Origin of the sequence: uncultured Microscilla sp. (genome assembly GCF_947493425.1) — a bacterium.
Classification (GTDB): domain Bacteria; phylum Bacteroidota; class Bacteroidia; order Cytophagales; family Microscillaceae; genus Microscilla.
Genome location: NZ_CANLRP010000120.1, coordinates 1 through 26,193 on the forward strand (window position 1 = coordinate 1; position 26,193 = coordinate 26,193).

Here is a 26,193-nt window from a genome sequence, read left to right on the forward strand (position 1 = left end):
AAAATAAGCCCAAGTGCCTATTTAGGACTTGAACAAGTTTCATTTTCTGATTCCCATTTGGGCGAAACGTAAGTATTTACCAAGACAAAATTAAATATACCTAATATGCAAGTATAACTATCATATTATGAGATAGTTATCTTTGCTTGTAGCTTATTGCACCGATATTCATCGGTATCTAAGGACTTGCTGCTACTTACCACATTATTTTTTTTCTGTCAAGGCAACCCTTTATTACTACTGCTGGTCTACCCTCCTAATCAACAACAAATGAAACTTTTACAAACAACGTTTTATACTCAACTAATTGACCATGAAAAAGATTTTAAGCACCAATGGTATTGCCTTGTTTATTTTACTTATGCTGAACGCTTGCTACCACAACGAATTTAAGTGTGTCAAGGGCAGTGGCGCTATCGTAGAAGAAAAAAAAGTATTTGATGAAGAAATACACACGATATCGAGCAGCCTGCCTGCCAATGTATACATTACTCAGGGAGATACCCAGGAAGTGATACTGAAGGCACAAAAAAATATTCACGACATTGCAGCCTTTTATGTAGACCAGGGCGAACTAGTCTTGAAAATTGCAGGAGATAGATGTATCCGTAAAACTGACATTGAGGTGTTTATTACCATACCCACGATCAAAAAAGTAACCCTACAGAGCGCCGGACAAATCATAGGTCAAAACCTGTGGGATTCACCAAACCTGGAAGTTATATTGAGTGGAGTAGGCAAAATAAAAGCCGAAATTAAGAGCAATAGTGTGTACACCAAAACATCGGGTGCCGGGCAAATAAAACTGAAGGGTAATACCCAAATCCAGCAAGTAACGTTGTCGGGTGTGGGCAACTATGAGGCTTTTGACCTGGTAAGTAATAAGGCTACTATAAAGTTAAAGGGAGCAGGCAATTGTGAAGTAAACGTAACCCAAGAACTAAACGCCACCATTAGCGGAAGTGGCAATATCAATTATAAGGGTAACCCTGCGATACACAGAGACATTAGTGGTGTTGGAAGTGTGACCAAGGCTGGTTAAATTTTAGGCTCATTGCCCGATGCATTTGGTATGTATCGGGCTTTTTTGGTAGCAAAATAGCCACTATCTCCTCTCCCTTATATACGCCTAATAATCATTGTATTTTGGCTTATTTCTCCCCTTTACCTCAAGCTTTCTAATGTTTACCCAAGTAGCTTGACAGGTCTACTTCTTTCAGGTAGTTTTACGCCTGCACAAGCTCGTAAAAATAAGTTCTGATAATTTCATAAAACACAAAATAATTGTTTATTATCGAGAAACTTTACAATCGCCCTGAATACATTGATACAACCTAAACAAATTTGTATTCAGCCTATCTATAGGGCACTCAATAACAGCCCAAACAATCAAAAAAAACAATACGTAAATCTAAAACCTATTTTTATGCCTAAAAAAGTAATTGTACTGGGAGGAGGAGTAGCTGGTATGAGTGCTGCTCACGAATTGATTACCCGCGGATTTGAGGTAGAAGTGTATGAGGTAAAAAAAATACCTGGAGGAAAAGCCAGAAGTATTCACGTGCCCAACAGCGCCAAAGATGGGCGTAAGCCCTTACCAGGCGAACATGGGTTTAGATTTTTCCCTCGCTTTTATAAGCACGTCACCGATACAATGAAGCATATACCCTACGGAAATAACCCTAATGGGGTATTAGACAACTTGGTGCAAGCCGACCGGGCAGAAATGGCACGCTATGATAAAAAGCCGATCAAGTTGCTTACCCGGTTTCCAAGGGATTTGGCCGATTTGGAAACTTTATTCAAAGAAATTTTTGACAGTGATACGGGTTTAGAACCTCACGAAATAGAGTTTTTTGCGGGCAGACTTTGGCAGTTGATGACGAGTTGTTATGAAAGGCGCTTGGCTGAATATGAAAAAATATCTTGGTGGGATTTTATAGAAGCCGACGGAAAGTCAGAGGCCTACCAAAACCTGTTGGCTATTGGGCTTACCCGAACCCTGGTAGCAGCCAAAGCTAAACAAGCCAGTGCCCGAACCGGTGGCGATGTACTTTTGCAATTGATGTTTGACATTGCCGAACCAGGCGAAAGTAGTGACCGACTGCTCAATGGTCCTACCAACGATGTATGGGTAGATCCCTGGCTTAGTTTTTTGCAAGAGAAAGGGGTAAATTACCAACTTGAAGCTACTATAAAATCTATCAATTGTAGTGGAGAAAAAATAACCAGTGCGACTATAGAGAAAGCAGGGCAAACCTTTGAGGTACAAGGAGATTATTACATAGCCGCAGTGCCCGTAGAAGTAATGGCGAGGCTGCTCAATGATGACTTGCTTAAAGCAGATGCAGGATTGGCCACCATCAAAGATTTAGCACAGTCTGTATCGTGGATGAACGGCATACAGTTTTACTTAAACACAGATGTAAAGATTGTGCACGGACATACCATATATATCAATAGCGAATGGGCTTTGACCTCTATCTCTCAAGCTCAGTTTTGGGAACATATTAACCTGGCTAACTACGGTGATGGTACAGTCAAGGGGATTTTGTCGGTAGACATATCAGACTGGTACACGCCTGGAGAATTACACAAAAAACCAGCATCGCAATGTACCAGAGAAGAGATAAAAGAGGAGGTGTGGCATCAACTCAAAAAAAGTTTGGATGCTTTGGGAGCAGAAGTACTCAAAGATGAATATTTACACGATTGGTTTCTTGACCCTGACATTGTGTTTCCGGTAGAAAAAAACCAAGCCACCCAAAAAGATACCAACATAGAGCCTTTGCTGGTAAATAAAAAAGACACCTGGAGGTTGCGCCCTGAATCATATACAGCCATTCCAAACTTTTTTCTGGCTTCAGATTATGTACGCACTTACACCGACCTGGCCACCATGGAAGGAGCCAATGAAGCTGCTCGAAGAGCTATCAACCATATTATTGATGCTGCCAAGTTGGATTTACCCAAGTGCGAATTATGGAAATTACACGAGCCTGATATACTGGAGTTGTGGCGTGCCAAAGATAAAGAACGTTTTGACAAGGGTTTGCCTTGGGATGGAGAGTTTGTAGGGGAAGGGTGCCTCAATGCAATTATGAAACCCTTCCGTAAAATATTTTCTTAAACCAACTAAATCCTACAACAATGTTATTAACGCTTTTTGGGTCTGACCCCTGGATTAACCTCAAAGACTACACCCCTTTTGTACTCATTACTTTTGGCATAGGCTGTTTGTTATGGGCAGTAGTATACATCATTGTCATTAGAGATATTATAAAAACCAAAAAAATAGACATTCCCAATGCAGCTATTTGCTGCAACTTTGCCTGGGAAATTTACTGGGGATTATTTTATCATACCAATATGGGAAGGCTGTTTGAATGGGCTTACTTTATTTGGTTTTTTCTGGATATGTTCATCGTTTACTCCATGTTTAAGTACGGCGCCAGCCAAGCTATTACACCTGGCACCAAAAAATTACACGTACCCGCGATGGCCATTATATTGACTATGTGGCTGGTTATTTTTTATTTCGAAATTCCTCAATACGACGACCCCGTTGGGGCATTATCGGGATGGATCGTCAATGTATATATGAGTGTGCTTTTTTGCTATCTAAAAATAAGAACGCCTGAATTTGGCCTTAACCGTTGGGTGGCAGTGGGTAAATTTTTAGGTACAGGATTTTGTACGTCGGTAGTGTTTGTAAACCTGTATGCCAATAAAACACTGGTAGCATTATGCTTTATTTTTGCTGCATTTGACCTTATTTATATTTATCTTGTATTTACAGGGCCCAAGGCTTCGGATGTACATGCCAGTAATTAACCTTTTGATCACTATACAATGACCAATTTACTTGGTGTGAGGCGTTGTTTTACACACCGGGACTCACACCAAGTAATTGATAATCAACAAACTGTATTCAAACATTGTATCCGTGCGAATAGTTGTTATAAAAAAGCAGTTTGGCACTTTACTTGGGCATCAAATTGTTAAGTACTTCAGGCAAATTCGGATAGTTAAAATTAAATATAAGTTCAGCTAAATTAGCCTTTAAGTTATATGCTTTCAACCCAAGGAACACTCTTACAAGGAACACTTTTATATGAAAGTCCTTCTACTAAAGTATATTGTCAGAAAACCGACAATAACGAAAACCAAGTAGTGGTAAAAGTACTCAGTGAAGAGTTTCCCTCTTCTGAAAAACTGGTACAGTTTAACAATGAATACCATATAGTAAAAAACCTGAATATACCAGGTATACGAAAGGTGTTCAAAAAAGAAAAAGTGGGGGATTATCATGCATTGTTTTTAGAATACATACAAGGGCAAAAGCTAGGAGAACTATGTAACAAAAAACCTCTATCGCTCTCCTCTTTCTTGTCTATTGCTGTCCAACTAGCCCATACTCTAGGCGAGCTGCACCAACAACACGTAATCCACAAAGACATTAACCCTAACAATGTAATCGTTGACAAAAACAAGCAGGCACACATCATTGACTTTGGCATTGCTTCGAAAATTAACCTTAAAACTACCCATTTGGGCAACCCCAAAAACCTGGAGGGTACACTCCCTTATATATCGCCTGAGCAAACTGGCAGAATGAACCGAATCGTCGACTATCGCACCGATTTGTACTCATTGGGCGCTACCTTTTATGAGCTGCTCACTGGCAAACCTCCTTTTGAAAGTACCGACTCGTTAGAACTTATCCATGCCCACATAGCCAAGCCTCCCAAGCCTCCCCAACACGTGATAGGTGAGCTACCCAAGATAGTATCTGATATTGTATTAAAATTACTCGCAAAAAACGCCGAAGACCGCTACCAATCGGCTTATGGGCTAAAGCATGACTTGCAGCGGTGCATAGACTTGCTCCACACTAAAGAAAAGATTCCTTACTTCAAACCTGCCCAAGACGATTACTCAGGTAAGTTTCAAATACCACAAAAATTGTATGGACGCAGCCACGAGCTTGACATACTTATGCAATCTTTTCAGTTGGTGAGTAAGGGCAAAACTCAAATGGTATTGGTAGCGGGTTATTCGGGGGTTGGTAAGTCAGCCCTGATCAACGAAATACACAAGCCTATTACTGAAAAAAGCGGGAACTTTATCAAAGGTAAATATGACCAGTACCAACGCGATGTGCCTTATTTTGCAATTATTCAAGCCATCAAAGAGTTTGTAAATTCGCTACTAACCAATGATCCTGAATATTTAAATGCCTGGAAAGAAAATATTTTGGCTGCCATAGGTACAAATGGCAAAGTACTTACCGAGGTGATTCCAGCGCTTGAGCTCATCATAGGAGTACAACCCGAAGTACCAACCTTGGGCTTGTCTGAAAGCCAAAGCAGGTTTAATTATACCTTTCGCCGCTTTATCAAGGCTATAGCCCACCAAGACCACCCTTTGGTCATTTTTATAGATGATTTGCAGTGGGCTGATGCGGCTTCTTTAATGCTGTTAAAGGATGTAGCGCTCGACGAAGAGGTTCGCTACCTTATGCTCATCGGCGCTTACCGCAACAATGAGGTGGACGAGATACACCCGCTGGCTCAGTTGCTTAAAACTGCCCGACAAGAGACAAACCCAACCTTTAAAACACAATACCTACAAGAAATCACCATTGAGCCATTATTGTTAGAAGACATTGTGGCATTATTGACTGATACACTGAATGTGTCTGTAGCGGATGTACAGGATTTTGCTCAGTTAATACACAAAAAAACGGCTGGCAATGCCTTTTTTATCAATCAATTCTTACTCTCACTTTACGAACAAAAGTTCCTTAAATATAGCTTTGAGAGTAAAACCTGGCAATGGAATCTTGACAACATTCGCGGGCTCAACATCACTGATAATGTGGTAGAGCTAATGACCCAAAAGATTCAAAAGCTCTCCAAAACTACTCAGGAAACCCTTCAGTTTGCGGCCTGTATAGGCAACCTTTTTAATATACACGACCTTGCCATAGTATGTAAAAGTACGCAAAGCAAAATAGCTACCCACCTGCAACAAGCCATGTTGGAAGGCTTGATCTTTCCGGCCGATAACCAATATAAAATGGCAGAATTGGTAGAAGACCTGCCTGCTCAAAATGACTTAAAAATTATTTACCGTTTTGCGCACGACCGTATCCAGCAAGCAGTGTACTCATTGATTCCTGAACAAAAAAAACAAGTCATTCATAAAGATATTGGCGAGTTGCTGTTGCAAAGCATACCTGAGTCTACCTGGAGCAAACATATATTTGATATAGTAAACCACTTAAACTATGGCTCATTGCTCATTGATCAACCAGAGGAAAAAACTAATCTGGCATCGCTCAACCTAAAAGCCGCACAAAAAGCCAAAGCATCAGCCGCTTTTACCCCAGCTCTCCACTACGCCCAAAAAGGCATTGAATTACTGCCTTCCGATGGTTGGCAGTCGCACAATAAAATGATGCAGCAATTGCATGCCGAAGCCGCAGAAGCCAGTTTTCTGGCGAGCCAGTTTGAGCAAACCCTCTCTTTTGCTCAAGACGCATTACAGCATTCAGAAGAGGTACTTGACAAGATCAGAATTTATGAAGTACTTATTTATACTTATGACACCCAAAAACTACTGGAAAAAGCTTTGGAAACGGCACTAAGTGCTTTGAAAGAATTGGGCATCAGCCTGCCAGCAAAACCAGGGGTTCCACAGGTACTGGGGGCAATTGTCAAAACAAAGCGGGCTTTGCCAGGAAAAAAAGTACTTGCTCAAGCACAAAAATCTGCGATGACTGACCCTCAGCGATTGGCAGCCATGAAAATACTCTCCAGTATGTCGTCTACTGCTTATCGTTCAAACCCTGAGCTTTATGTGCTTATTACACTCTTGAATGTACGCCTTAGTGTAAAATATGGCAATGCCCCACAATCACCTTTTGGTTTTGCTACCTATGGAGCCATCCTCAATGGGGCCTTGGGTGATATAAAAACTGCCACTGCTGCCGGAAAACTCTCCCTTGAGCTATTAACAAAGTTTAGCACCGCCGAGCACTTGCCCAAGGTATACATGGCACATTATACTGCCATTACTCCCTGGACTAACTCCCTGCACGAGGCGATGGAAAAGTTTGACGAAGCCGCCAGAGTAGGACTGGAAGTAGGCGATTTAAACTTTACTCCAGTTGCGCTCACCGTTAAGCTGGCCTATCACTACATGTTAGGCACTCAGTTTTCTACTGTAGAGTCAGAAGCCAACAAAGCCAAAAGGATTTTACAACGTATCAATTCTGAAGGATATATTTTATGGTACAATATGTACCTTCAGGTAATAGGCAATTTGCAGGAAAACACTGAAAAACCTTACGAGCTATCAGGCAAAGTTTACCAGGAAAAAGACATTAAATTTCATATAGAAGCAGGCGACAAAACAGTGCTCCACGCATTTTATACTTTCAAACTTTCGCTTGCCTATTTGTTTGAAGCATACGACGAGGGTCTGACATACATCAAAGACATAAAACCTTATATGGAAGGGGGACTTTCGCAGGCAATAATGGCTATGTACTGTTTTTATGCTTCTCTTAATTATTTATCGCTGTGCGATACAGCCAACAATGCTCAAACAAAAAAGTACCTGAGAAAATCTAAAAAACTGCAAGGCAAGCTCAAAAAATGGGCTAGGAATGCCGCAATGAACTACGAACATAAGTACTTGTTGATTGAAGCAGAGAGAATGCGTGTTTTAAGAAATGACGGCAAAGCGGGAGAGTTATACAATAAGGCTATAGCCTTGTCGAAAAGCCATGGTTTTATAAATCATCACGCACTTGCCAATGAACTGGCAGGAAAGTTTTACCATCACAAGGGAGCCCAGTTTAAACATCTGACCACGCTTTATATCAATCAAGCTTACAAAAGCTATAAATATTGGGGGGCGACTGCCAAGGTAAACCTCATTGAACAAACATATAAAGAGTACCTTGTTTCTAGTGCTGTGCCAACCGTGATGACAACTTCTGCCTCACTCGGCACCATTTCGGCCACAGGCAATTTGTCTAAATCGCTTGACTTAAACAGTGTCATGAAAGCCTCTCAAGCTTTGTCGAGTGAAATTGTGTTAGGTAAGTTATTGGAAAAAGTAATGAAAGTGGTGATTGAAAATGCGGGCGCCCAACGAGGAGTACTAATCTTAGTAAAAAACGACCAATTGTTAATAGAAGCCGAGAGCAATGTAGACAATACTCAGGTAGAGGTACTCCAGTCTATTCCTATCGAGCAAGTAGATGGCTTGACCCAACATCCCAAGCTATCGAGCAAAATAGTAAACTACGTAGTGAGAACTCAAGAAAGTTTGGTGCTCAATGATGCGTCTAAAGAAGGAGCATTTACTCAATTGCAGTATGTAAAAAAATGTAAACCTAAATCTATTTTATGCCTGCCGCTGCTCAATCAGGGGCGGCTTATTGGAGCACTTTACCTCGAAAACCCATTATCAATTGGCGCGTTTACCCCTGACCACCTCGAGGTTTTAAATCTCTTATCGTCTCAAATGGCCATTTCCATAGAAAACGCCTTATTTTATGAAAGCCTGGAAGAGAAAGTAAAAGAAAGGACTCTAAAGCTAAGTCTTGCTTATGACGAAATAGAAGATAAAAATAAAAACATCACCGCAAGCATCAATTACGCCCGACGCATTCAGCAAGCCATGCTGCCTCGTATAAACGCCATCAAGGCCTCCTTACCCGACTCATTTGTATTGTTTAAACCACGCGATATTGTTTCTGGTGACTTTTACTTTTTTGCCGATGTACAAATTGCTCCTAATCATACCAAAAGCATACTAGCCGCTATAGACTGCACCGGACACGGGGTACCAGGTGCTTTTATGAGTATGATTGGCAACGAAATACTCAAAGAAATCATTGAGTTTAGAAAAATCACCCAAGCCGATCAAATATTGCACAAGCTACACCGCGGTATCAATGCCGCTTTGCGTCAAGAAGAAACCTCTAACCGGGATGGAATGGATATGGCGTTATGTGTCATTGACCAAAAGCAGCGAACAGTAGAGTTTTCGGGAGCTAAAAACCCTTTACTGTATGTGCGAGATAAAGTTTTACACGAGATCAAAGGCAGCAAACTGCCCGTGGGGGGATTTCAAAAAGAATGGGACAGGGATTTTGAGGCAAGTGTGGTAACTTTAACTGACGAACCCACCTCTTTTTATATGTTTTCTGATGGGTACGCCGATCAGTTTGGAGGAGAGTTGGGCAAAAAGTTTATGAAAAAATATTTTAAGAAGTTATTGGTAGAAGTACACCAAAGACCAATGGAAGAACAACACCATGCACTAGACCATAACCTAAAGGATTGGATGAATAACAAACACGCACAAATTGATGATATACTGGTGGTAGGGTTTAAACTCTAATGCATAGTACTTTGATTTGTAAGTGCTTGCCTCATTTGGGCGATACAAATAACCACAAACCGTTTTGAGGATACAAGGTAGACTCAAATGCGGGCAAAACTTCTACACTTTCATCTCTTTTCCAGGTAAAGTTTTGTAAAATCATAATTAATATCAATTGAATCTCCATCATACCAAAGCGCTCGCCTATGCAGCGACGAGGACCAAAACCAAATGGTATATAAGACTTAAGCTTGGTAATGTCTACATTGGCAAAGCGTTCGGGTTTAAACTCCTCTGGGTTGTCCCAATACTTGGGGTTGCGATGCAACATATAAGTAGATATAAAAATATTTCCGTTTTTCTTGATCAAGCACCCTTCTACCTCTTCTTCTTCTACATTGGAGCGGCTAAACAGCCAGGCAGGAGGATACAAACGTAAAGCCTCATAGATCACCTGCATCATATAGGGCAACTTACCCAGTGCAGCAATGTCAGGCTTTTGGTTGCCAAGTTGTTGCTCTAGCTCTTCTCTGAGTTTTGCTTCTACTGTAGGGGTTTCACACAATAAATAAAGCAACCAGGTCGCTGCATTGGCGCTAGTATCTGTGCCTGCCACAAAAAACAGCTTTACTTCATCTATTACCTGCTGTAAATTAAGCGATTTGCCTGTTTCGTTATCCTTAGAATGGAGCAATAGATCAATCATCGAATAAGACTCATCCTTGGCTTGTGCACGCTTACTAATCACCTCTCCTACTATTTGATCATACTCTATGATAGCTTTTTTCAGTTTCTTATTGCTAGGCAATGGAATCCAGAAAGGAGGAGAGAAACCATTGCTCACCCTGCGCTTATTTTCGCTCAACATCAGCTCCATATTGGCCAACAAGGTTTGAATAGCTTGCTCGTTTAAGCTTCCACCAAAAAGAGTATCAGTAGCAATTGATACAGTTAGTGTATTGATGTCTTGGTGTACATTAATGCTTTCTTTTGTCGCCTCTTGGCTTTTTTTTCGCCAACGCTCTATCATATTCGTGGTATGATGCATCATATTGTCAAAATAAGACTCTACAGCTTGCTTGCGAAAAACAGGATTCATTATACGGCGTTGGCTCACCCATAGCTCATCGTTGGCAAAAACCAACCCGTTACCAAAAATGCCACGGGCAATGTCAAAAAATATTCCTCCTTTGAGGTAATTCTTATAATTGGTTTTGAGAATATGAAAGATAGCCTCTTCACTGTTTGGGTAATAACAGTTTAGATGAGCCAACCGAAAACGGGCAATGGGGCTGTTTAAACTTTCAAGGCGTTTAAAAAATGCGGGGGGTGATTTTCTAAATTCGGTGGCGCTGCCTAATAAAAAATGGCCTTTGACAAAGGGAGGTTGGTTGAATTGGGTAATGCTGGACATTTGCTTGGTTAGTTTAGGTGATGCATACAAGTGATGTACTTCAATAATAGTAAGAAAATATATCAAAAGCAATCCCTCAGCTCGACTTTAGTCATTCATTTGTATACATTAAATGTCACTACAAATCTTTTGAAAACCAACACGTTGCACCTGCCTTTTCTGTCAGGGCAGGCGTATTCGGTTTTTGCTGAAAAGTAATCTCACCTCAACAATCCAGTACGGTACCTTGTATCCAGCACCTCCTGTATTTTTTCTATGGTTTTGAAAATATTCCGAATAGTTTGCCGCTCTAGTTTATTAAACTTGTTAGGGTTCAGGTAACGCCCCGAATTGCCGTTTTTAAGGCCTTGTATTGCCCGGTGGCGCATCAGTATTTCATACCCCATAGCAGCCGCTTCGCATAAAGGAGCCAACCCCTGGTTGATACTGGCTACTTGGGCAAAACGCTCAAAGGTACTATTAAACCCAGGCAATTGATGCTCATAAGCCAACACCCTGGCAGCATCAATCAAAGGCACCATTGCCCTTGCTTTGATGTCAAATTCATTTTTATGTTGTCCGGATTTTTCTACAATAAAACTGCGAAAAAAGCTCAATGGCGGAGGGTTGGTCAATGCTTTTTTGGCAAGGTATGGTAAAAATAAGTTGGTCTTTTTGATTTCATTAGAAATGAAGCTTCTTAGATTTTTCGCCAAAGACTCATCGCCTGCCACCGGGCGAAAATCAAAGAAAATGCTTACGTGCATCAACGAGTTATGATCGGGTTCGCTGATCCATTTATGAAAATATTTTTCCCATTTGGCCACGGGTTGGTTCCATTTAGGGTTGTTTGCCATCATGTTGCCAGGGCAGGCATCAAACCCACACTTTAACAAAATACGGGTGACCTCTTTGCCCAACTCAAGAAAATATTCCTTGGCCTTTTGCTCCTCTCCTTTGGGTGGGTTTTCATAAATAATGGCGTGGTCTTGATCAGTACGCAACAACTGTTCTTTACGCCCCTCGCTACCCATCGATAAAAACGCATATTGCAAATTGGGCACTACCCAACCTTTTTCCTGCAATTTTTGCGTAGCCAAAGAGGTAGCCTTGCGAATGAGCGAATCATTGATCTCGGTAATAATATTGGAGATAAAAGGCACTGCCACTTCATTTTGCAAATAGCTCCAAATCAGTTTTTCGGCTTTGCCTCTGATAGCCACCAAACGTTCTACACTATTGGTTACAGAGATTTGCTTGGCAAGTACTGCCGGGTTATTGCCTTGTGCAATGAGCAAATCGCGCTGCGAAATGATGCCTAAAGCAGGCGAAGCATCTGTACCGTCTTTCGTTACACAAAAGTGAGTAACTTTGTTATTGACCATCAAAAGCATAATTTCAGATACTGACAAATTAGGCTTAATGGTTTTTACCGGCGAACTCATGATTTCGGTGACAGGATTAGTTTTAATGGTTTCTTGTCGTGCTACCACCTTACGCCTAAAGTCTGAGTCGGTGATAATGCCCACTGGGTAGTTTTCATTATCCACTACCAGTATAGACCCTACATTGAATATACTCATGATTTTGGCAGCTTCCCACACGGTATGCGTTGGGCTACAACTCACCATTTGTTTTGCTGGATTTATTTTTAATGTATCTGTATCATTTAAACTAATGGCTTCGGGTAACTCATCTTTGAGAGCAAGCATACGCTTCACCTTGGTCATGTCCTTCAGATTATCGGTAATACCCCCCGAAGCAAAACCAGCCGCAAAATACATAGCTACTTTGGAGTTGCTTTCCATTACTCTTGCAAAAGCAGCAATGGGGATGGCATATAAAAGGGTTTTTTCGGCAACAATTGCTGTAGATAAATAACGGTCGTTGGCCATCAAAGGGCGTATTCCAAACACTGAACCTTCATCACATTCGTCTATCAATACTTCTTGCTCTCCTTGTTTACGACTCAGTTTTATGTTGCCCTGTTTTACTACAAACACTGTAGGCAAGGGAGGATCTCCTTCTCTAAACAATACATCGCCCACCTCAAAATAATTGAGATTTACCTGGGTAGCCAATTCGTTGAGCTCATCAGGGTTTATTTGATCAAAAGGAGGGTAGGTTTTTAAGAAATCGAGTACACTTTGTACAATTGTTTCTGAAGGCATTAGGGGTAATAATTAGGTGTTTTAAATACAGTTTTCACTAAAGAATAGACAAAAATAACTGTTTAGTATAGGCAATTGAAATTTAATATTTGCGTCAAGTATTTTAAAACCTATAATAAAGAGGAATCTACCCACGCCTGCCAGGTTTTGGAAAACCTGGCAGGTATAAAACGCTATTTTATTAAAAGTCTACCGATTGCGCCATTCAGTTACTTGTTGTTCAAGCATTCTTAATAAGCTTTTTTAAAGGTTATCCAAACAGCTGAAAAAACTATTTTGGTTACAAGCCAAGGCTTGTTTCTGTGCCTTGCCAGGCTTCACTCTCAAAGATAAAAACCTTAAGCAAACGCCATCCATAAGTATAACAAAGTGCTTTTGCACAATATTTACTCCAACTTGGCTGTAAAGAAAAGAAATAAAGCTTGATATATGCAGTGCCACATCTTAAAATATTGAAAATTACTCCTAATTTCCAGCTTTATTTAAAACGAATGTTAATAAAAGCCTACCTGTTGTAAGTTTTGACAACGTTTGCAGAACAACAGACAAAACAGTAATTTACAAAGAAAATGGACTTTGCTAAGAAGGGATTGAAACACCAGTTTTTGAACTGATGTTTCTTTATTTTGGTAGTGATTTACACTCAAACAAAAATGGTTTTGAGGATGGATTTTGACTAATTGCTTGAATACCAACATTAATCAACCGAAGCTATTTCCAAATCCCGGTTCATCGGGGCAGCTTTGCTGTGCTCAGCTTCAGCTAATCCTGTAAATCCTAAAATCACTTTCATCTTAGTATAAATTATTTGTATTAACCGACAAGTACGGCTTCGCGTTTGGAATTTCTTTTGTTTGTTGGGGATATTCCCAGGCATTTTTCCAGCGATCTCCTCTCATCAGAACTAAGTTTAAGGCATTCTTTGGTTTCGTTCTTTTGTGCTAAAAACTCCACAAAATCTGCTACTTGTAATTGGGCGTCTGCTGGTAGTTGATCAAGCTGAGCGATCATTTTTGTCAATATACTCATAGTAATTTTTAAAGGTTAATTGTTAGGAATAGTTTTTAATATCCTTATTAACAAATATAATCATTTAAGCTGAAAAACAAACATAGTTTCTTGATTTTGTCCAATTACCTCATAAAAAGTTAAACTTTATATCCTACAACCTTTTTTCTAAAACAATTCTATGCTCTTCTCTGGTAGGCTGGTGTTCTACCCGAATAATGTCAAACCCATTTTTTAACGCAAAAATAAGCATACCTTTCAGACGGTTCCGGGTTTTGAACCTAATGTGTGTATAGCCTTGCTGTTTTGCCCAGGTTTCTTGTTGGTGAGCCAGTTGTGTTGCCACCTCCTTGTGTCGGTATGCGGGCAGCACAGCCCCCATCCAGCTATAAAAAGTTCCGTCTGACGCTCGTTGATAACCTACCTTAAAACCTACTGGTAAGTTGGCATCACAGGCGACCAAAATAAGGTGAGGAACATTGCTTAAACGTTGCTGATATTCTAAAGCCTGGTGGGGGTTTATAAACTCAGGAATTTGTTTGGAAAGTTGTACAACTTCATCTATAGTTCCTTCACGAATAATTAAAACATTTTTCATACAATCTTATACCAACATATTTTTGGTAAAACTGCAAAATATTATACTAAAATTCAATCCTTAATCAATGGTCAGGTTGGCTTGTTTAAAATAAGCCGTGGGAGGCATGTCATACTCTTTTTTAAACGCCCGGTTAAAAGTGCTCTTAGAGTTAAATCCTGCTTCTAGTGCAATACCCAACAAAGTTTTATGACGATATTCGTCCAGGCGAACCATTTCTATAAAGTACTGCAACCGATAGGCATTTGTAAAGTCAAAAAAGTTTTTGTTGTAACACTCATTAATTACTCTTGATAAGCTTGCTGGCTTTAAATCAAGCATTTTTGCCAAAGCTCCCAGCGTAAGATCACTTTGCAAATAAGGGCGTTGAGCAACCATAAACGCCTCTAACCTGGCTTTGGTTTGTTCTACTTCAGAATCGCCCAATGAAGAATTCTGATATTTGACTTTGGGTAGCACAGGTTCCTGAAAAAGGGAAGGTTTAACTGCCATCAGGTAGCCCAGGTAATAAGTAATGGCAGAAGGGATGATCCAGGCAATATTTGACCCGACAAAAGACCAGGTAGTATGCAAGCCGAAAAAGTATAATACATATCCCTGTAGCCAGCCAACCAGACATATTGTCATGAGCAGAAGCAGGTTTTTTATGTAAGGGCGATACAACTGCAGAAGTGGTGGAGAGATGGGTTGTTTTTTGAAAAGTTGATAACTAAAATATAAATAACCAAAATTGATTGCCAATGCCAGCCCTTCACAACTGAACCAAACCGCGTATAACCAGGGAGTTTTGTCCACCATCATCATTTGTATATAAGTATCTTGATCAATGATGATTTGAGGAATCATAGTGGCCAGGTGAACCATTGCAGGAATAAAGTGTAATAATTGACGTTGAAGCGCCATAGGCGGGAGCCCCAGTATAGAGCGAATATAGAAATAAAAAATGGGCCCAAACAGGAATATGATAATGTCGGCAACAATGACCAGGTGTGGAAATAAACCAAACAATGATGGATCAAATGCCAGCCTCCCTACCAAAGCAGTAATGACCAAACCAATAAGTACAGACAGGTAAGTATTGGCTGGTTTATTTTTGTTAGGTATTTTATTGAGCACAGCAATGAGTATAAGGCCGTGTCCGGCTGCCAACAACAAAAAATATGAGAACCATTTTAGTTTTTCCATCATAGTCGGATTAAAAAGGCTTAGGAATGGTTAAAAAATGAGTGTCATCATACAAAGTGAAGCGCATCATTTTACCAGGTATACTACTTTTGACGCAATAAAAGTAATACATCATTATGTATTTATAGTAAAATGTTGATATAATTATTATGCTGAAAATTATTAGAAATGTTATTTTGTGTTGTGTGGTATTATGCCCAGTAGTCATACAGGCACAAAGTTCTCAAGGGTTTGAAAAAGTCACCGGTTTGAAGATTTACCGTGAGTACATAAACGCTCGAAAAGATTCTTTTATTATGAAAGTAGCCCATAAAAAAACAGGAAGTTGGCAATGGACTGTAAAACCCCAGGGCAAACAGATCATATTTAACGATGTGTCTATACTGGATGGTAAAGTAAGAGAAGACGCTGAAATAATACTCCAGGCTGCCTCGCTTGAAATGATGCAAATGAACATGGTGCTTAAGTCTGCCAAAAGTACGCTTAAAGCAAAAGTAAAAGCCAAGGGTCGCCACCTTTGGGCAAAGTATGCCCTTACTCAAGGAGACAAAAAACGACAACAAACTATAGATACCACGCTACACGATCGCTGGATAGCAAGACCAACACTGTTTGGCTTACTGCCTTTTGCCGATTTTAAACCATCCTATAGTCGTCGTTTTTTTGTATTTGGGCTTACTTCTGGCAAGTTTACTTTAATGAAACTAGAGGTACTGGGTTCCGCCAAAGTGACTGTGCCTGCGGGAACCTTTGACACCTATAAGGTAGCCCTCAAAGTAGTAAAGGGATCAGGAGTATCTAATATTTTATACTTGAGAAAAAAACTGCCACACTTGATCATCAAGGTAGACGTAGAAGGCAGCGGAATGACCATTGAAAAGGTAGAATGATTTTTTAGAGCTCGTTTAAAATTCACCTAATAGGCACTTTACGCGAATTTTGCCCTCATATATTGTTAAATTTATCTGCAATAGCCACCGTCACACGGGGCTCGCCCAACATCTGCCAGATGTTGTCGTCTTCAAAATTTAACGCATCTGAAAACAAAATTCATCGAAAATCACGCTAAATGCGAAAATTTAAACAAGCTCTTATGGCTGGAAGTTGGGCAAGGCAGGCTAATTTTATTTTTTTGCCAAAGATTATTCCTTAGATTTGGCTCCTTATGCATGAACATTTAAAAAAAGATCCCTTGCTCAAGAAAGTAATAGAGCAAGCTTCCCAAACGTTGAGCCTTGCTTTGCCCAAAAAGGACATTTACCTAGCCCTGGTACGTTCTATTGTGGGGCAACAACTATCAGTAAAAGCAGCTGCCACAATTTACCAAAGGTTTCGCGAACTTTTCCCCGACAACTACCCTACGCCCAAACTAGTGGTTGCTGCTGAACTAGATACCCTCAAAGCAGCGGGTTTGTCTAAACAAAAAGCCACCTATATCAAAAACGTGGCTGCTTTTGCTATAGAGGGAGGGCTGGATTTTGAAGTATTAAACAACCAAACAGACGAAGAAATTATAAAAACACTCATTACAATCAAAGGAGTGGGCCGCTGGACTGTAGAGATGCTCTTGATGTTTGCTTTTCAACGACCAGATGTGTTTTCGGTAGATGACTTAGGTATTCAACAAGCCATCAAAAAATTGTATCAACTGGATGAAGAAGGCAAGGCACTCAAAGCAAAAATGAAAACCATTGCTGATGCCTGGAAGCCTTACCGCACCCTTGCTTGCCTGTATTTGTGGCAATTGAAAGATAACACCCCGATAGACAATAAAAACGCTAAAAAATAACGATCAATGTATTGGGCAAACTACCACAGCCACTGTCATTATTGTGATGGCAGCCACTCGCCAACCGCCTATATAGCAGCAGCTATAGAACAAAACGTGAAAGCTTACGGGTTTTCGAGCCACGCCCCCCTACCATTTGCCAGCCAGTGGGCTATGTCGTTTGAAGATGTACTGGCGTATTTTAAGGAAATACACCTTCTGAAGGTAAAATATGCAACGCAACTTCAGGTATATACCAGTTTTGAACTTGACTACATCGCCAGTAACTTTGTCTCTCCCAAACAATGGGCTCAAGCTTTTAAGGTGGACTACCTCATAGGTTCTGTACATTTTATTGATACTTTTGCCAATGGGCAATATTGGGAGATAGACAACACCACTCAGGTATTTAAACATGGATTAGAGCTTATTTTCAAAGGTAATGTTCGCGAAGCCATTCAAAGGTATTATGCACTTACCAGGGCAATGGTTCAACAACAGGTACCCGATGTAGTAGGACATTTAGACAAGATAAAGATACATAACCGACATGAGTTCTTTTTTGACGAAGGTGAAACCTGGTACCAGCAGGAAGTGCAAAAAACACTGGAAACTATTGCCAAATGCGGGCAAATTATGGAAGTTAACACCAGAGGGTTGTATAAAAAACAGGCCAAAGAAACTTACCCAAGTACTTGGGTGTTGGAACGTGCCCACGAGCTTGGCTTGCCTATTATGCTCAACTCTGATGCCCACCACCCCTCAGATATTACTAAAGAATTTGGCAGCACTGCAAAGCTTTTGCAAGACATCGGTTTCAAACAATTACAAGTTTTTTGGGATGGTCAATGGCAAAGCCGCAGCTTTGACCACACAGGTATAGATATAGGATAAACATGTATAAAATTATTCAAGGAGTTGTTTTTATAATACTGGGCGTTGTCTTTAGTGTAGTAGGTTTTCGCACTTATCAAAAATATGCATACATCAACCAACACTATATAAAAGCACAGGGCAAGGTAGTAAAACTTACCCCTGTGCCTGATCGCAAAGAAGCTGTCTCGCCTGAAATCGCTTTTCAAGACAAACGCGGTCAAACATACACTTTACCAGTCAAACTGATATATAAACAAAACCAAATTGCTGTAGGTGATGTTTTGCCTTTGCTATACTCCCCGGCTCACCCCAAAAAGGCTTTTCTTTATAACTCATTTAATCTCACGAGGCTTCCCTGGCTCCTGATGATCACTGGCTTAGTGTTTTGTGTAGGGGGTACCATAGTACTCACCTACAACAAAAAAAAGCGTCATTGACTCTTTCCCTGCTTCTTTTAACGGAAATTTTCTACATCATTAAATTGGGCTTAGCCCGAAATTTGACCTATACAATTATTCGAACAGAATGCATAATAAGTAACATCTACCACATGCACTTAGGCATAACTAAACCGCTCGCAGAATGAATCCGTTATTTATACTTCAACTAGTGCTGATCCTTAGAGCAGACTGGATGCACAACTAAAATTAATTGATAAGTTAAAGACTTTAAGATGTTCAGGGTTTACATCATTTTTTTATTTTGCTTTTTTTGGGGACATTGTTTGTACCAACAGGTACATGCCCAGTCTATAGCCTATACCGATAGCCTCAAAGCAACATTGCAACAAAACTTACCTGATACTACCAAAATACTAGTAATGAATGAATTGGGTAAAGTGTATGCCCGCAAAAGACCTGATGCAGCACTTATATACGTTAGAAAAGCCTTAAGCCTTGCCAAAAAAAAGAACTATAACAAAGGATTAGCGCAAGCATACGTAAATCAAGGAAGGGTATTTACCACTAAAGGAGATTTAGCTACTGCCTTAAGCTGGTACCAAAAAGCACTACAAATCTACCAAACCACACAAAACCAAGAAGGTATTGCACTTGTTATCAACAACATAGGCATTGTGTATAGTATGATGGGAAACTACAAGAAAGCCAATGATTATTTTCACATTGCATTGAATAGTTATGAAAAAGCAGGAGGACAAACCGGAGTAGCACAAACACTCAACAACATAGGGATTGTGCTGAAGCAACAAAAACAGTATAAACGATCTCTGGAGTACTTCGAACGGTCTTTAAGCATTAACCAACAACTACAAAACAAGGGTGAAATAGCCCGGTGTTATAACAATATAGGCTTGATATACAAACAACTAAAGCAATACACAACAGCACTCGAATACTATCAAAAGTCATTGAAGATAAGTCAACAACTCAATGACAAACGAGGCATTGCCTATAGGTGGCACAACATGGGAAGTATATACGAAAAACAAGGGAAGTATGCCACTGCCTCTGAATACTTCAATAAGTCGCTAAAACTGGGACAAGAACTTCAGAATAGACAAATCATATCTGTAAACTTATTGAGCTTAGGGCAGGCATCCATGCATACAAAAAAACAAAAAAATGCCCTCAAATTTGCCCATGATGCTTTAGCTCTTGCCAATAAATCGGGTGACAAGAAAACCCAAAAACACGCTACCGGATTATTGGCAAAAATCTATGCCTCAATGGAAGATTACCAAAAGGCTTATAAGTATCATGTGATGTTTAAAGAAAAGAGTGACAGCTTGCTCAATGTAGAAAATATTCGAGCAATAGCCCTCAAAGAATCGCAAGCCAAGTTTGCCAAAGAAAAAGAACAACAAGCCAACGAAATGGCACGCCAACGGCAACGTCAGTATGTATATATAGTGGTAATTTTGGGCATGCTGTTTTTACTCGTCATTATCTTTCGTAGCCTATATACCAAAAGAAAAGCCAACGAAAAATTACGGCAAAAAAATGAAATGATTAACCTGAAAAACCACGAAATAAGTGTTCAACGCGATGAAATACTCAAAAAAAATGAGCTTTTAAATAAGCAACGTAATGCCTTGACCACACAAAAAACGATGATGTTGGATAGTATCCATTATGCCGAAGAGATTCAACAAAGTGTATTGCCTTCGTACGAAATATTATTGAGTGTTTTTGAAGAGTGTTTTGTGTTATACAAGCCTCGTGATATAGTAAGTGGTGATTTTTACTGGATCAAAAGGCTTAAAGACCGCACTTTTTTTGCCATTGCCGACTGTACTGGCCATGGTATTCCTGGGGCATTGATGAGCATGCTTGCTATATCGTGTTTAAACGAAATAGTAAACCCTGAGACCAACTCTGATACTGCGTATGTGCTAAACGAGCTTAGGAACAAAATAAAGTATGTACTGCATCAGGTCAATAGTGAAGTAGAACATAAAGATGGGCTGGACATTGCGTTTTGTATTGTTGAGCACCAAACCAATGTATTGCATTTTTCGGGAGCCTACAGCCCTTTATATATATTAAGAACCAAAGCAAACGCTGCTTTTGAAATAAATAAGGAGGTAGCCCTCGAATCTAAAAAGTATAGGTACACCTATGGCAAGGATGTCACCTTGCTAGAGATTAAAGGTGATAGGCAGCCTGTGGGGGTTTTTATCAGAGAAAAACCTTTTGTATCTTATCAGGTAACTTTACAGCCTGGAGATATGTTTTATAGTTTTACAGATGGTTATATTGACCAATTAGGGGGCGATGAGGGCAAAAAATTTATTGCAAAAAACCTTAAACACCTCATTATCGAACACTGGCAAGAGCCCATGGCTACCCAACAAAACATATTTGATCAGGCACTGATTAACTGGCAGGGAGGCAACGCTCAGGTAGACGATATTTTGATGATGGGCATCAAGCCCTACCTTAAGCTGCTTTAGCGGTCAGACTTTATTCTTTTGAAAAGTTAAATTACCTGTATGCTTACCTTGAGATGCATCACAATGTTTTGCTTATGTAGTGTCTAAGGTACTAGATTAACCAAAGGTGAAAGAGTAAAGCCTTATATAGATCAAGGATGATGAAATATTCTATTGTATACTTACTTGAAGTAATAGAATCAACTTAATTTATAGTAAAATATTCTCATATATTTGATTTTTACCAAATAATATTACTACATTGAGACAAATAGTTTTGGTCTAGACATTATATAATACGTGTGGCTTTTAAAATAAATAGTTTAATACTACACCTAACAAGAATGGTAGGTGGCAGTATAGTTGTAAGGCATATAATTAACTTTGAACTGCAATCAAAAACAAAGTCTTATCCTTTGATTGACAGATAAACAACAGGTATGTTTCCTTTATTCACATATCGGCAAAATCGCGCTCAAGACATAGAACCCAAAAGTAGTATGCTTTGGGAACAATGCCTGGAACAACAACCTGAAGGTGAATGCACCATTAATCGGGATGTTTTTGAGAATGAACGTTTTTGGAAAGATTACACCAAGCTGGTAAAACAAGCACAACAAAACCAAACAGTAAGGCAAGTAGTGTTTGCCACTTACACTTCTGCCCAAAATGCTCCTCCCCTTTATAGTTTTTCCGAGTTTGGGCGCTTGTATGCCATAGGCAACGGCACCCTTTTTAGCTTTGGGTTCTTGTTTATATTTTCGGCTGTTTTAAGTAAAAACCTCTTGCTGGAAAGCTTTCTTTACCTGCTGTTACTTCCCTTAAGCATCACCATAGGGGTATTTCTTGCTCGCTCGTTCAAAACCTGTCTGATTACCTCTAATGCCTTGATTATTAGAAACCCTTGGATGTTTGTAAATAAGCGTTTCGACTTGCATCAAATCAAAGATGTAACCATAGATGATAACCCTCAGGGATACTGGTATTTGCAAGTCCGAACCCCACAACGCGTATATAAATACAATGTAAACATTAACTATTGTAAGCTAAGAAAACTACTGGACTTATTAAAAGATTACCACATCACTACTTACGATAATATTAGCCTTTTGGCATAAGACCTATACCGTCGCCTTTGTGTTCCTTTCTCAACAACAAAAACACCTGCACACCCGTTAGGGCAAATACGCTCAACCATATAACGATGAAAAAAACGGCCTTAGAAAATAAAACAGATCGGCTTTGGGGCAAATACAACAACAACGAAGCAGAAGACTTTTGGGCAAAGTATAACAAACTTATTTACAAAGCCAAGAAAAAGAAAGCAGCGGTGCATGTGACCGCACAAAAGCAACCACCTTCATTTTTGAAGGCAAATACGGTTAAGAAAAGCTTCTATGCCCGGTTTTACTTACACGGAAAAAAACATCAAGCAGCCATTTTGGCTGAAATTTCGGGTTACGCTTTATACTGGTGGTTGGCTCAGCCCGCTTTCTTAGTGATTATCTTCTTTGCTGTGAACCTGGGCAAATACATACATCAAAAAAAATTTCTCAACTTCAAAATCACCCCACAAGGGTTGCTTATTCATAACAAAGTATCACGCATAAAAACCGGGCTCCGTTGGGATGATATGGCGTCTGCTGAACTCATTCGTGAAGGAAGAAAATACTACCTCAAGGTGACTTCTTACCAATCGAAAGAGTACAAATACCTTTACGCTTTGGATAAAAAAAATCACACCCTGTTTTTTTCTCAACTTTCCGAAAAAACTATTGTCACCCAAAAAGCAGACTATAACCCTCTCTTAAGTTTATTTTAAAGAATATTATTTTGCATTTACCATATAACACGATATTTTACCTAAACAAAATAAAACCGACCTCGTTATATCTAACACATCATGTTGTTAATTACAACTTATGATAAAATAAGTAACACGATCAAACCACAAATTTATGAAAGCATTTACCACACCTTGCCCACACCCCTCCTATTTACCCATTCCTGACAAAGAGAGCGTTAAAAAGCGCGTGCTCAAAGCAATGTACCTACAAAAATAAAATATAAAATCATTTGACTTGCCTCCAACCATGCTGTAGTTATTTTCTTCTACAGAAATGCATTTTTGATAAAAAACAGTGATCAACTTAACCTTCAAAAAAATGAAACTCAAGAACTATTATACCTTATTACAGGTAATGCCTCAAGCTTCTATTGATGAAATAAAAAAAGCTTATAGAAAACTTGCCAAAATTTGGCACCCCGACAAAAACCACAGCCCAAGTGCCTCAAAGGTATTTCAGGGGATACATGAGGCTTATAAAACACTGACCCACCCAAAAAAACGTAATGCTTACAACCTTAAGTACTGGCAGGTTTTTGGCAAACCTACTACACAAAACACCCCAACCAACAAGCACCAGGACGGGTTTGACCCAAATTTCAGTGCTGATAGTGTTTTACGTAAGAACTGTGATAGAATGATGCGTGGAAACCACCAAAAAAGCAACCGGATTTATCAGGAGTGGCTCAATCAATTTTGGGCAAACTGGGGTCAAAAAACAAACCCTACACCAAGCAGTTGAGCGTATATAATGGTTTCATTACAAGCACTTATTTAAACTCAGCCCTGAAGTTTATCGCTGCAAAAACTATATAAGCTCGCTTTTTTGACTAAATTGACTCGCAAACAGGGGAAAAACCTAAAAGTGTGTTGAGTGAATAAGTTATTTGAAAATGAGGCGTGTACTACGGCTATATTTGAGTCTGATCACGACTATTTATTATTAAAACTCTCAGGAAAGATTAGTTTTGAAGACTATAAGGAAGTAATGCTGCTTTTAGTCGAAAAATTACAGCAGACCAACATCCGACAAATTATTTTGAATAGTTATGATTTGGAGTACGATACTCCCAAATCACGGATATGGTTTTTAACTACGTTTCTTTACAAGGTGCAATGTACCCTGGGAGAAAACTTATTGGTGGCAATTATACGCCCACGCAATGCCTTTCAGAAGGTGGCCATCAGCACACTGGTGAATCTGGTAAAAAGTCAGAAATTTTTATTTGAAATACAATTTTGTTCCAGCCAGTCAGACGCGTTGGAATGGTTTAATAAATTTGCCATCAAGGAGAAGTAAACAAAGGGAAGCTCAATGCTTCCCTATTTTTTTTATAGCGTTTCAGAGTGAGCGTTATCGCTAAGGAATTGTTCAAAAATAAATTTACACTCTGAGGGGTGATTTTTCGCCTTGATACTTCGTTATTTTTATTGCCCGTAGCGCTGCTATGGGCGCAAAAAATAGCCTCGTCTCAAAACAAAACCTCTACCTCAAGAATGGTAATTTAATTTCTCACCATTCCTAAGCTTCGTCTTCTTGCTCTACCAACCAAATACTATCTTGAGCTGCCCCCTGCTCTTTCCACTCTACTTTTATTCTTTGCGACTGTAAAGTGTTTACCTGTCGCCCCACATAGTTTGCCTCTATGGGCAAATGGCGGGTATACTTACGGTCAATCAAAGTAAGCAATTCTACCTTTTCAGGGCGACCAAAAGCAGTCATAGCATCCATTGCGGCACGTACTGTGCGCCCGGTGTACAATACGTCATCTACTAAAATCACCTCTCGACCTTCTACTACAAAGTCTATCTTGGTAGCATTTGCTTTGATGTCTGAACGACGAAAATCATCCCGGTAAAATGTCACATCTAAATAGCCTAAAGCTATTTTTTGACGGGTAATATCTTGTAATCGCTGGCGCAAACGTTCTGCCAGAAATATACCCCTGGGTTGTAAACCTAAGATGGCAGAGTTATCAAAACTTTGATGATTTTCAATCAGTTCGTGACACAAGCGACTAATGGTAATATTTATTAGTTGATTATCAAAAATAAGTCTTTTTTCCATTCCGTAAGTGAGAGGAGGTTTCAAAAATACTTTTTAGGCATTCTCTGAAACTTATAATAAATGCTATACAAAATATAAGAGCGATTGGGTACACTATTTAGCCCAATCGCTCATCACAATTATAATTCTTTTCAGGGAATTATTCAAAAAGCGGTAAAAATTTTTGTTACAACTTTTTCAAGTTTAAATTTGTTTAGAAAGGAAATAACTTTTCTAATATATCGACACCAAATCACTTCAAAAATGTTTAAACTAAATCAGCAATTTAGCCTGTTTTTATTGTTAGATATTTTAGTAACTCTACTACCAGCGTCTTATTTTTTGTCTTTTATGGTATCTAAACAATATTTTTTATTGCCAGACCCATACCATGCCGTCAACTATGTATTTTCTTATTTAGGATTTCTCATGTTTTTATTCAACATTGTGCTCATATCTACGGGTGTATTCTTTACCCTCAAACATCACCCTCCCCATAAAGATCAAGTATTCAAACGGGCATTTATAGAAGGTTCTAAAGTATACTTAATTGTTGTATGGATAGTATGCCTGGTATTGCTTAACCTGTTTTTCACTTTAAAAGCTCAAGTATTTTAATACGGTTGGACAGCTTACAAAATAATATACCTGGCAGTTTTTTTGAAATCTGCCAGGTATGGTGGGTATTTAAAACAAGTGTTAAAACTGCTTAGGAACGTGTTACTTAGTGAAAAGACGCTCCTCAATGAAGCACTTTATTTTTTCCGTTTTTGTTTATTACCTGACCTTTCGCAGGTCAAAAATTTGTTTCATGTGAAAAAATACCACTCAGCAAAATACGCTTATAAAAAGCAGTGACTCGAGTATCTGTGAGCCATTACTTCCCCGAATCAAGTTCGGTTCACAACTCCGAGCTTGCTCTCGGAGGATCATGGATTTTCTACAGGTAAAAAAGTAATCAAAAAACCTCCGAATCAAGTTCGGCTCGCAGCTCCGAGCTTGC

20 protein-coding genes are annotated in these 26,193 nt (G+C 39.5%); 14 read left to right on the plus strand and 6 right to left on the minus strand.

Annotation, left to right across the window (positions count from 1 at the left end; genetic code table 11):
- Nucleotides 1-313 precede the first annotated feature (313 nt).
- From Q0954_RS23845 to Q0954_RS23860, 4 genes are all read left to right on the plus strand, one after another.
- Nucleotides 314-1,042 carry a head GIN domain-containing protein gene (locus tag Q0954_RS23845; protein ID WP_299461191.1) on the plus strand — a complete coding sequence of 243 codons (729 nt, stop codon included), beginning with the start codon at nt 314-316 and terminating at the stop codon, nt 1,040-1,042.
- A gap of 384 nt (nt 1,043-1,426) precedes the next feature.
- The gene (locus Q0954_RS23850) at nt 1,427-3,130 is read left to right on the plus strand and encodes an FAD-dependent oxidoreductase (RefSeq protein WP_299461193.1); all 1,704 of its coding nucleotides are present in this window, start codon (nt 1,427-1,429) and stop codon (nt 3,128-3,130) included.
- A gap of 20 nt (nt 3,131-3,150) precedes the next feature.
- Nucleotides 3,151-3,834 (plus strand): hypothetical protein, encoded by a 684-nt coding sequence (locus Q0954_RS23855; RefSeq protein ID WP_299461195.1) that lies wholly within the window; start codon nt 3,151-3,153, stop codon nt 3,832-3,834.
- 237 nt (nt 3,835-4,071) lie between these two features.
- The gene (locus Q0954_RS23860; protein ID WP_299461197.1) at nt 4,072-9,423 is read left to right on the plus strand and encodes an AAA family ATPase; all 5,352 of its coding nucleotides are present in this window, start codon (nt 4,072-4,074) and stop codon (nt 9,421-9,423) included.
- A gap of 31 nt (nt 9,424-9,454) precedes the next feature.
- Here Q0954_RS23860 and Q0954_RS23865 read toward each other — a convergent pair whose 3' ends face one another.
- The 5 genes from Q0954_RS23865 to Q0954_RS23885 form a co-directional block, all read right to left on the minus strand.
- Nucleotides 9,455-10,819, minus strand: coding sequence for a cytochrome P450 (locus Q0954_RS23865; RefSeq protein ID WP_299461199.1), 1,365 nt, complete (start codon nt 10,817-10,819; stop codon nt 9,455-9,457).
- Nucleotides 10,820-11,019: 200 nt separating this feature from the next.
- Complete coding sequence (locus tag Q0954_RS23870) at nt 11,020-12,969, minus strand: DUF294 nucleotidyltransferase-like domain-containing protein (RefSeq protein WP_299461201.1); 1,950 nt, start codon at nt 12,967-12,969, stop codon at nt 11,020-11,022.
- A gap of 813 nt (nt 12,970-13,782) precedes the next feature.
- Nucleotides 13,783-13,998, minus strand: coding sequence for a hypothetical protein (locus Q0954_RS23875; RefSeq protein WP_299461203.1), 216 nt, complete (start codon nt 13,996-13,998; stop codon nt 13,783-13,785).
- Nucleotides 13,999-14,131: 133 nt separating this feature from the next.
- Entirely contained in the window at nt 14,132-14,575 is a 444-nt protein-coding gene (locus Q0954_RS23880) for a GNAT family N-acetyltransferase (protein ID WP_299461205.1), read from the minus strand.
- Between the two features lie 60 nt (nt 14,576-14,635).
- Nucleotides 14,636-15,763 carry a helix-turn-helix domain-containing protein gene (locus Q0954_RS23885; RefSeq protein WP_299461206.1) on the minus strand — a complete coding sequence of 376 codons (1,128 nt, stop codon included), beginning with the start codon at nt 15,761-15,763 and terminating at the stop codon, nt 14,636-14,638.
- Between the two features lie 293 nt (nt 15,764-16,056).
- On the opposite strand from Q0954_RS23885, the gene Q0954_RS23890 reads away from it, so the two are divergent.
- The 9 genes from Q0954_RS23890 (at nt 16,057) to Q0954_RS23930 (ending at nt 24,443) form a co-directional block, all read left to right on the plus strand.
- A complete protein-coding gene (locus Q0954_RS23890; RefSeq protein ID WP_299461208.1) occupies nt 16,057-16,650 on the plus strand; it encodes a hypothetical protein in 594 nt (197 codons plus the stop codon).
- Nucleotides 16,651-16,925: 275 nt separating this feature from the next.
- A complete protein-coding gene (locus Q0954_RS23895) occupies nt 16,926-17,549 on the plus strand; it encodes a DNA-3-methyladenine glycosylase (protein WP_299461210.1) in 624 nt (207 codons plus the stop codon).
- 6 nt (nt 17,550-17,555) lie between these two features.
- Nucleotides 17,556-18,422: a histidinol-phosphatase gene (locus tag Q0954_RS23900; protein WP_299461212.1), complete on the plus strand. Its 867-nt coding sequence runs from the start codon at nt 17,556-17,558 to the stop codon at nt 18,420-18,422.
- 2 nt (nt 18,423-18,424) lie between these two features.
- Nucleotides 18,425-18,841 (plus strand): DUF3592 domain-containing protein, encoded by a 417-nt coding sequence (locus Q0954_RS23905; RefSeq protein ID WP_299461214.1) that lies wholly within the window; start codon nt 18,425-18,427, stop codon nt 18,839-18,841.
- Nucleotides 18,842-19,077: 236 nt separating this feature from the next.
- Nucleotides 19,078-21,318, plus strand: coding sequence for a tetratricopeptide repeat protein (locus Q0954_RS23910; RefSeq protein WP_299461216.1), 2,241 nt, complete (start codon nt 19,078-19,080; stop codon nt 21,316-21,318).
- 419 nt (nt 21,319-21,737) lie between these two features.
- Entirely contained in the window at nt 21,738-22,415 is a 678-nt protein-coding gene (locus Q0954_RS23915; RefSeq protein ID WP_299461218.1) for a hypothetical protein, read from the plus strand.
- A gap of 86 nt (nt 22,416-22,501) precedes the next feature.
- A complete protein-coding gene (locus Q0954_RS23920) occupies nt 22,502-23,119 on the plus strand; it encodes a hypothetical protein (RefSeq protein ID WP_299461220.1) in 618 nt (205 codons plus the stop codon).
- Between the two features lie 343 nt (nt 23,120-23,462).
- Nucleotides 23,463-23,885, plus strand: coding sequence for a J domain-containing protein (locus tag Q0954_RS23925; RefSeq protein WP_299461222.1), 423 nt, complete (start codon nt 23,463-23,465; stop codon nt 23,883-23,885).
- 132 nt (nt 23,886-24,017) lie between these two features.
- Nucleotides 24,018-24,443, plus strand: a complete 426-nt coding sequence (locus tag Q0954_RS23930; protein ID WP_299461224.1) for a hypothetical protein — start codon at nt 24,018-24,020, stop codon at nt 24,441-24,443.
- A gap of 222 nt (nt 24,444-24,665) precedes the next feature.
- Here Q0954_RS23930 and pyrR read toward each other — a convergent pair whose 3' ends face one another.
- The gene (pyrR, locus tag Q0954_RS23935; protein WP_299461228.1) at nt 24,666-25,211 is read right to left on the minus strand and encodes a bifunctional pyr operon transcriptional regulator/uracil phosphoribosyltransferase PyrR; all 546 of its coding nucleotides are present in this window, start codon (nt 25,209-25,211) and stop codon (nt 24,666-24,668) included.
- Between the two features lie 243 nt (nt 25,212-25,454).
- Here pyrR and Q0954_RS23940 point away from each other — a divergent pair, with 243 nt between their 5' ends.
- A complete protein-coding gene (locus Q0954_RS23940; protein WP_299461226.1) occupies nt 25,455-25,808 on the plus strand; it encodes a hypothetical protein in 354 nt (117 codons plus the stop codon).
- Nucleotides 25,809-26,193 lie beyond the last annotated feature (385 nt).

Excerpts from the sequence above, each read along its gene's own strand:
- Q0954_RS23910 (WP_299461216.1), top strand. The coding sequence starts at position 19,078 with ATGTTCAGGGTTTACATCATTTTTTTATTTTGCTTTTTTTGGGGACAT.
- Q0954_RS23920 (WP_299461220.1), top strand. The coding sequence starts at position 22,502 with ATGAAAAAAACGGCCTTAGAAAATAAAACAGATCGGCTTTGGGGCAAA.
- Q0954_RS23885 (WP_299461206.1), bottom strand. The coding sequence starts at position 15,763 with ATGATGGAAAAACTAAAATGGTTCTCATATTTTTTGTTGTTGGCAGCC.
- Q0954_RS23925 (WP_299461222.1), top strand. The coding sequence starts at position 23,463 with ATGAAACTCAAGAACTATTATACCTTATTACAGGTAATGCCTCAAGCT.
- Q0954_RS23855 (WP_299461195.1), top strand. The coding sequence starts at position 3,151 with ATGTTATTAACGCTTTTTGGGTCTGACCCCTGGATTAACCTCAAAGAC.
- Q0954_RS23875 (WP_299461203.1), bottom strand. The coding sequence starts at position 13,998 with ATGAGTATATTGACAAAAATGATCGCTCAGCTTGATCAACTACCAGCA.
- pyrR (WP_299461228.1), bottom strand. The coding sequence starts at position 25,211 with ATGGAAAAAAGACTTATTTTTGATAATCAACTAATAAATATTACCATT.
- Q0954_RS23900 (WP_299461212.1), top strand. The coding sequence starts at position 17,556 with ATGTATTGGGCAAACTACCACAGCCACTGTCATTATTGTGATGGCAGC.
- Q0954_RS23860 (WP_299461197.1), top strand. The coding sequence starts at position 4,072 with ATGCTTTCAACCCAAGGAACACTCTTACAAGGAACACTTTTATATGAA.
- Q0954_RS23850 (WP_299461193.1), top strand. The coding sequence starts at position 1,427 with ATGCCTAAAAAAGTAATTGTACTGGGAGGAGGAGTAGCTGGTATGAGT.
- Q0954_RS23890 (WP_299461208.1), top strand. The coding sequence starts at position 16,057 with ATGAAAGTAGCCCATAAAAAAACAGGAAGTTGGCAATGGACTGTAAAA.
- Q0954_RS23880 (WP_299461205.1), bottom strand. The coding sequence starts at position 14,575 with ATGAAAAATGTTTTAATTATTCGTGAAGGAACTATAGATGAAGTTGTA.
- Q0954_RS23845 (WP_299461191.1), top strand. The coding sequence starts at position 314 with ATGAAAAAGATTTTAAGCACCAATGGTATTGCCTTGTTTATTTTACTT.
- Q0954_RS23905 (WP_299461214.1), top strand. The coding sequence starts at position 18,425 with ATGTATAAAATTATTCAAGGAGTTGTTTTTATAATACTGGGCGTTGTC.
- Q0954_RS23895 (WP_299461210.1), top strand. The coding sequence starts at position 16,926 with ATGCATGAACATTTAAAAAAAGATCCCTTGCTCAAGAAAGTAATAGAG.
- Q0954_RS23915 (WP_299461218.1), top strand. The coding sequence starts at position 21,738 with ATGTTTCCTTTATTCACATATCGGCAAAATCGCGCTCAAGACATAGAA.
- Q0954_RS23940 (WP_299461226.1), top strand. The coding sequence starts at position 25,455 with ATGTTTAAACTAAATCAGCAATTTAGCCTGTTTTTATTGTTAGATATT.
- Q0954_RS23870 (WP_299461201.1), bottom strand. The coding sequence starts at position 12,969 with ATGCCTTCAGAAACAATTGTACAAAGTGTACTCGATTTCTTAAAAACC.
- Q0954_RS23865 (WP_299461199.1), bottom strand. The coding sequence starts at position 10,819 with ATGTCCAGCATTACCCAATTCAACCAACCTCCCTTTGTCAAAGGCCAT.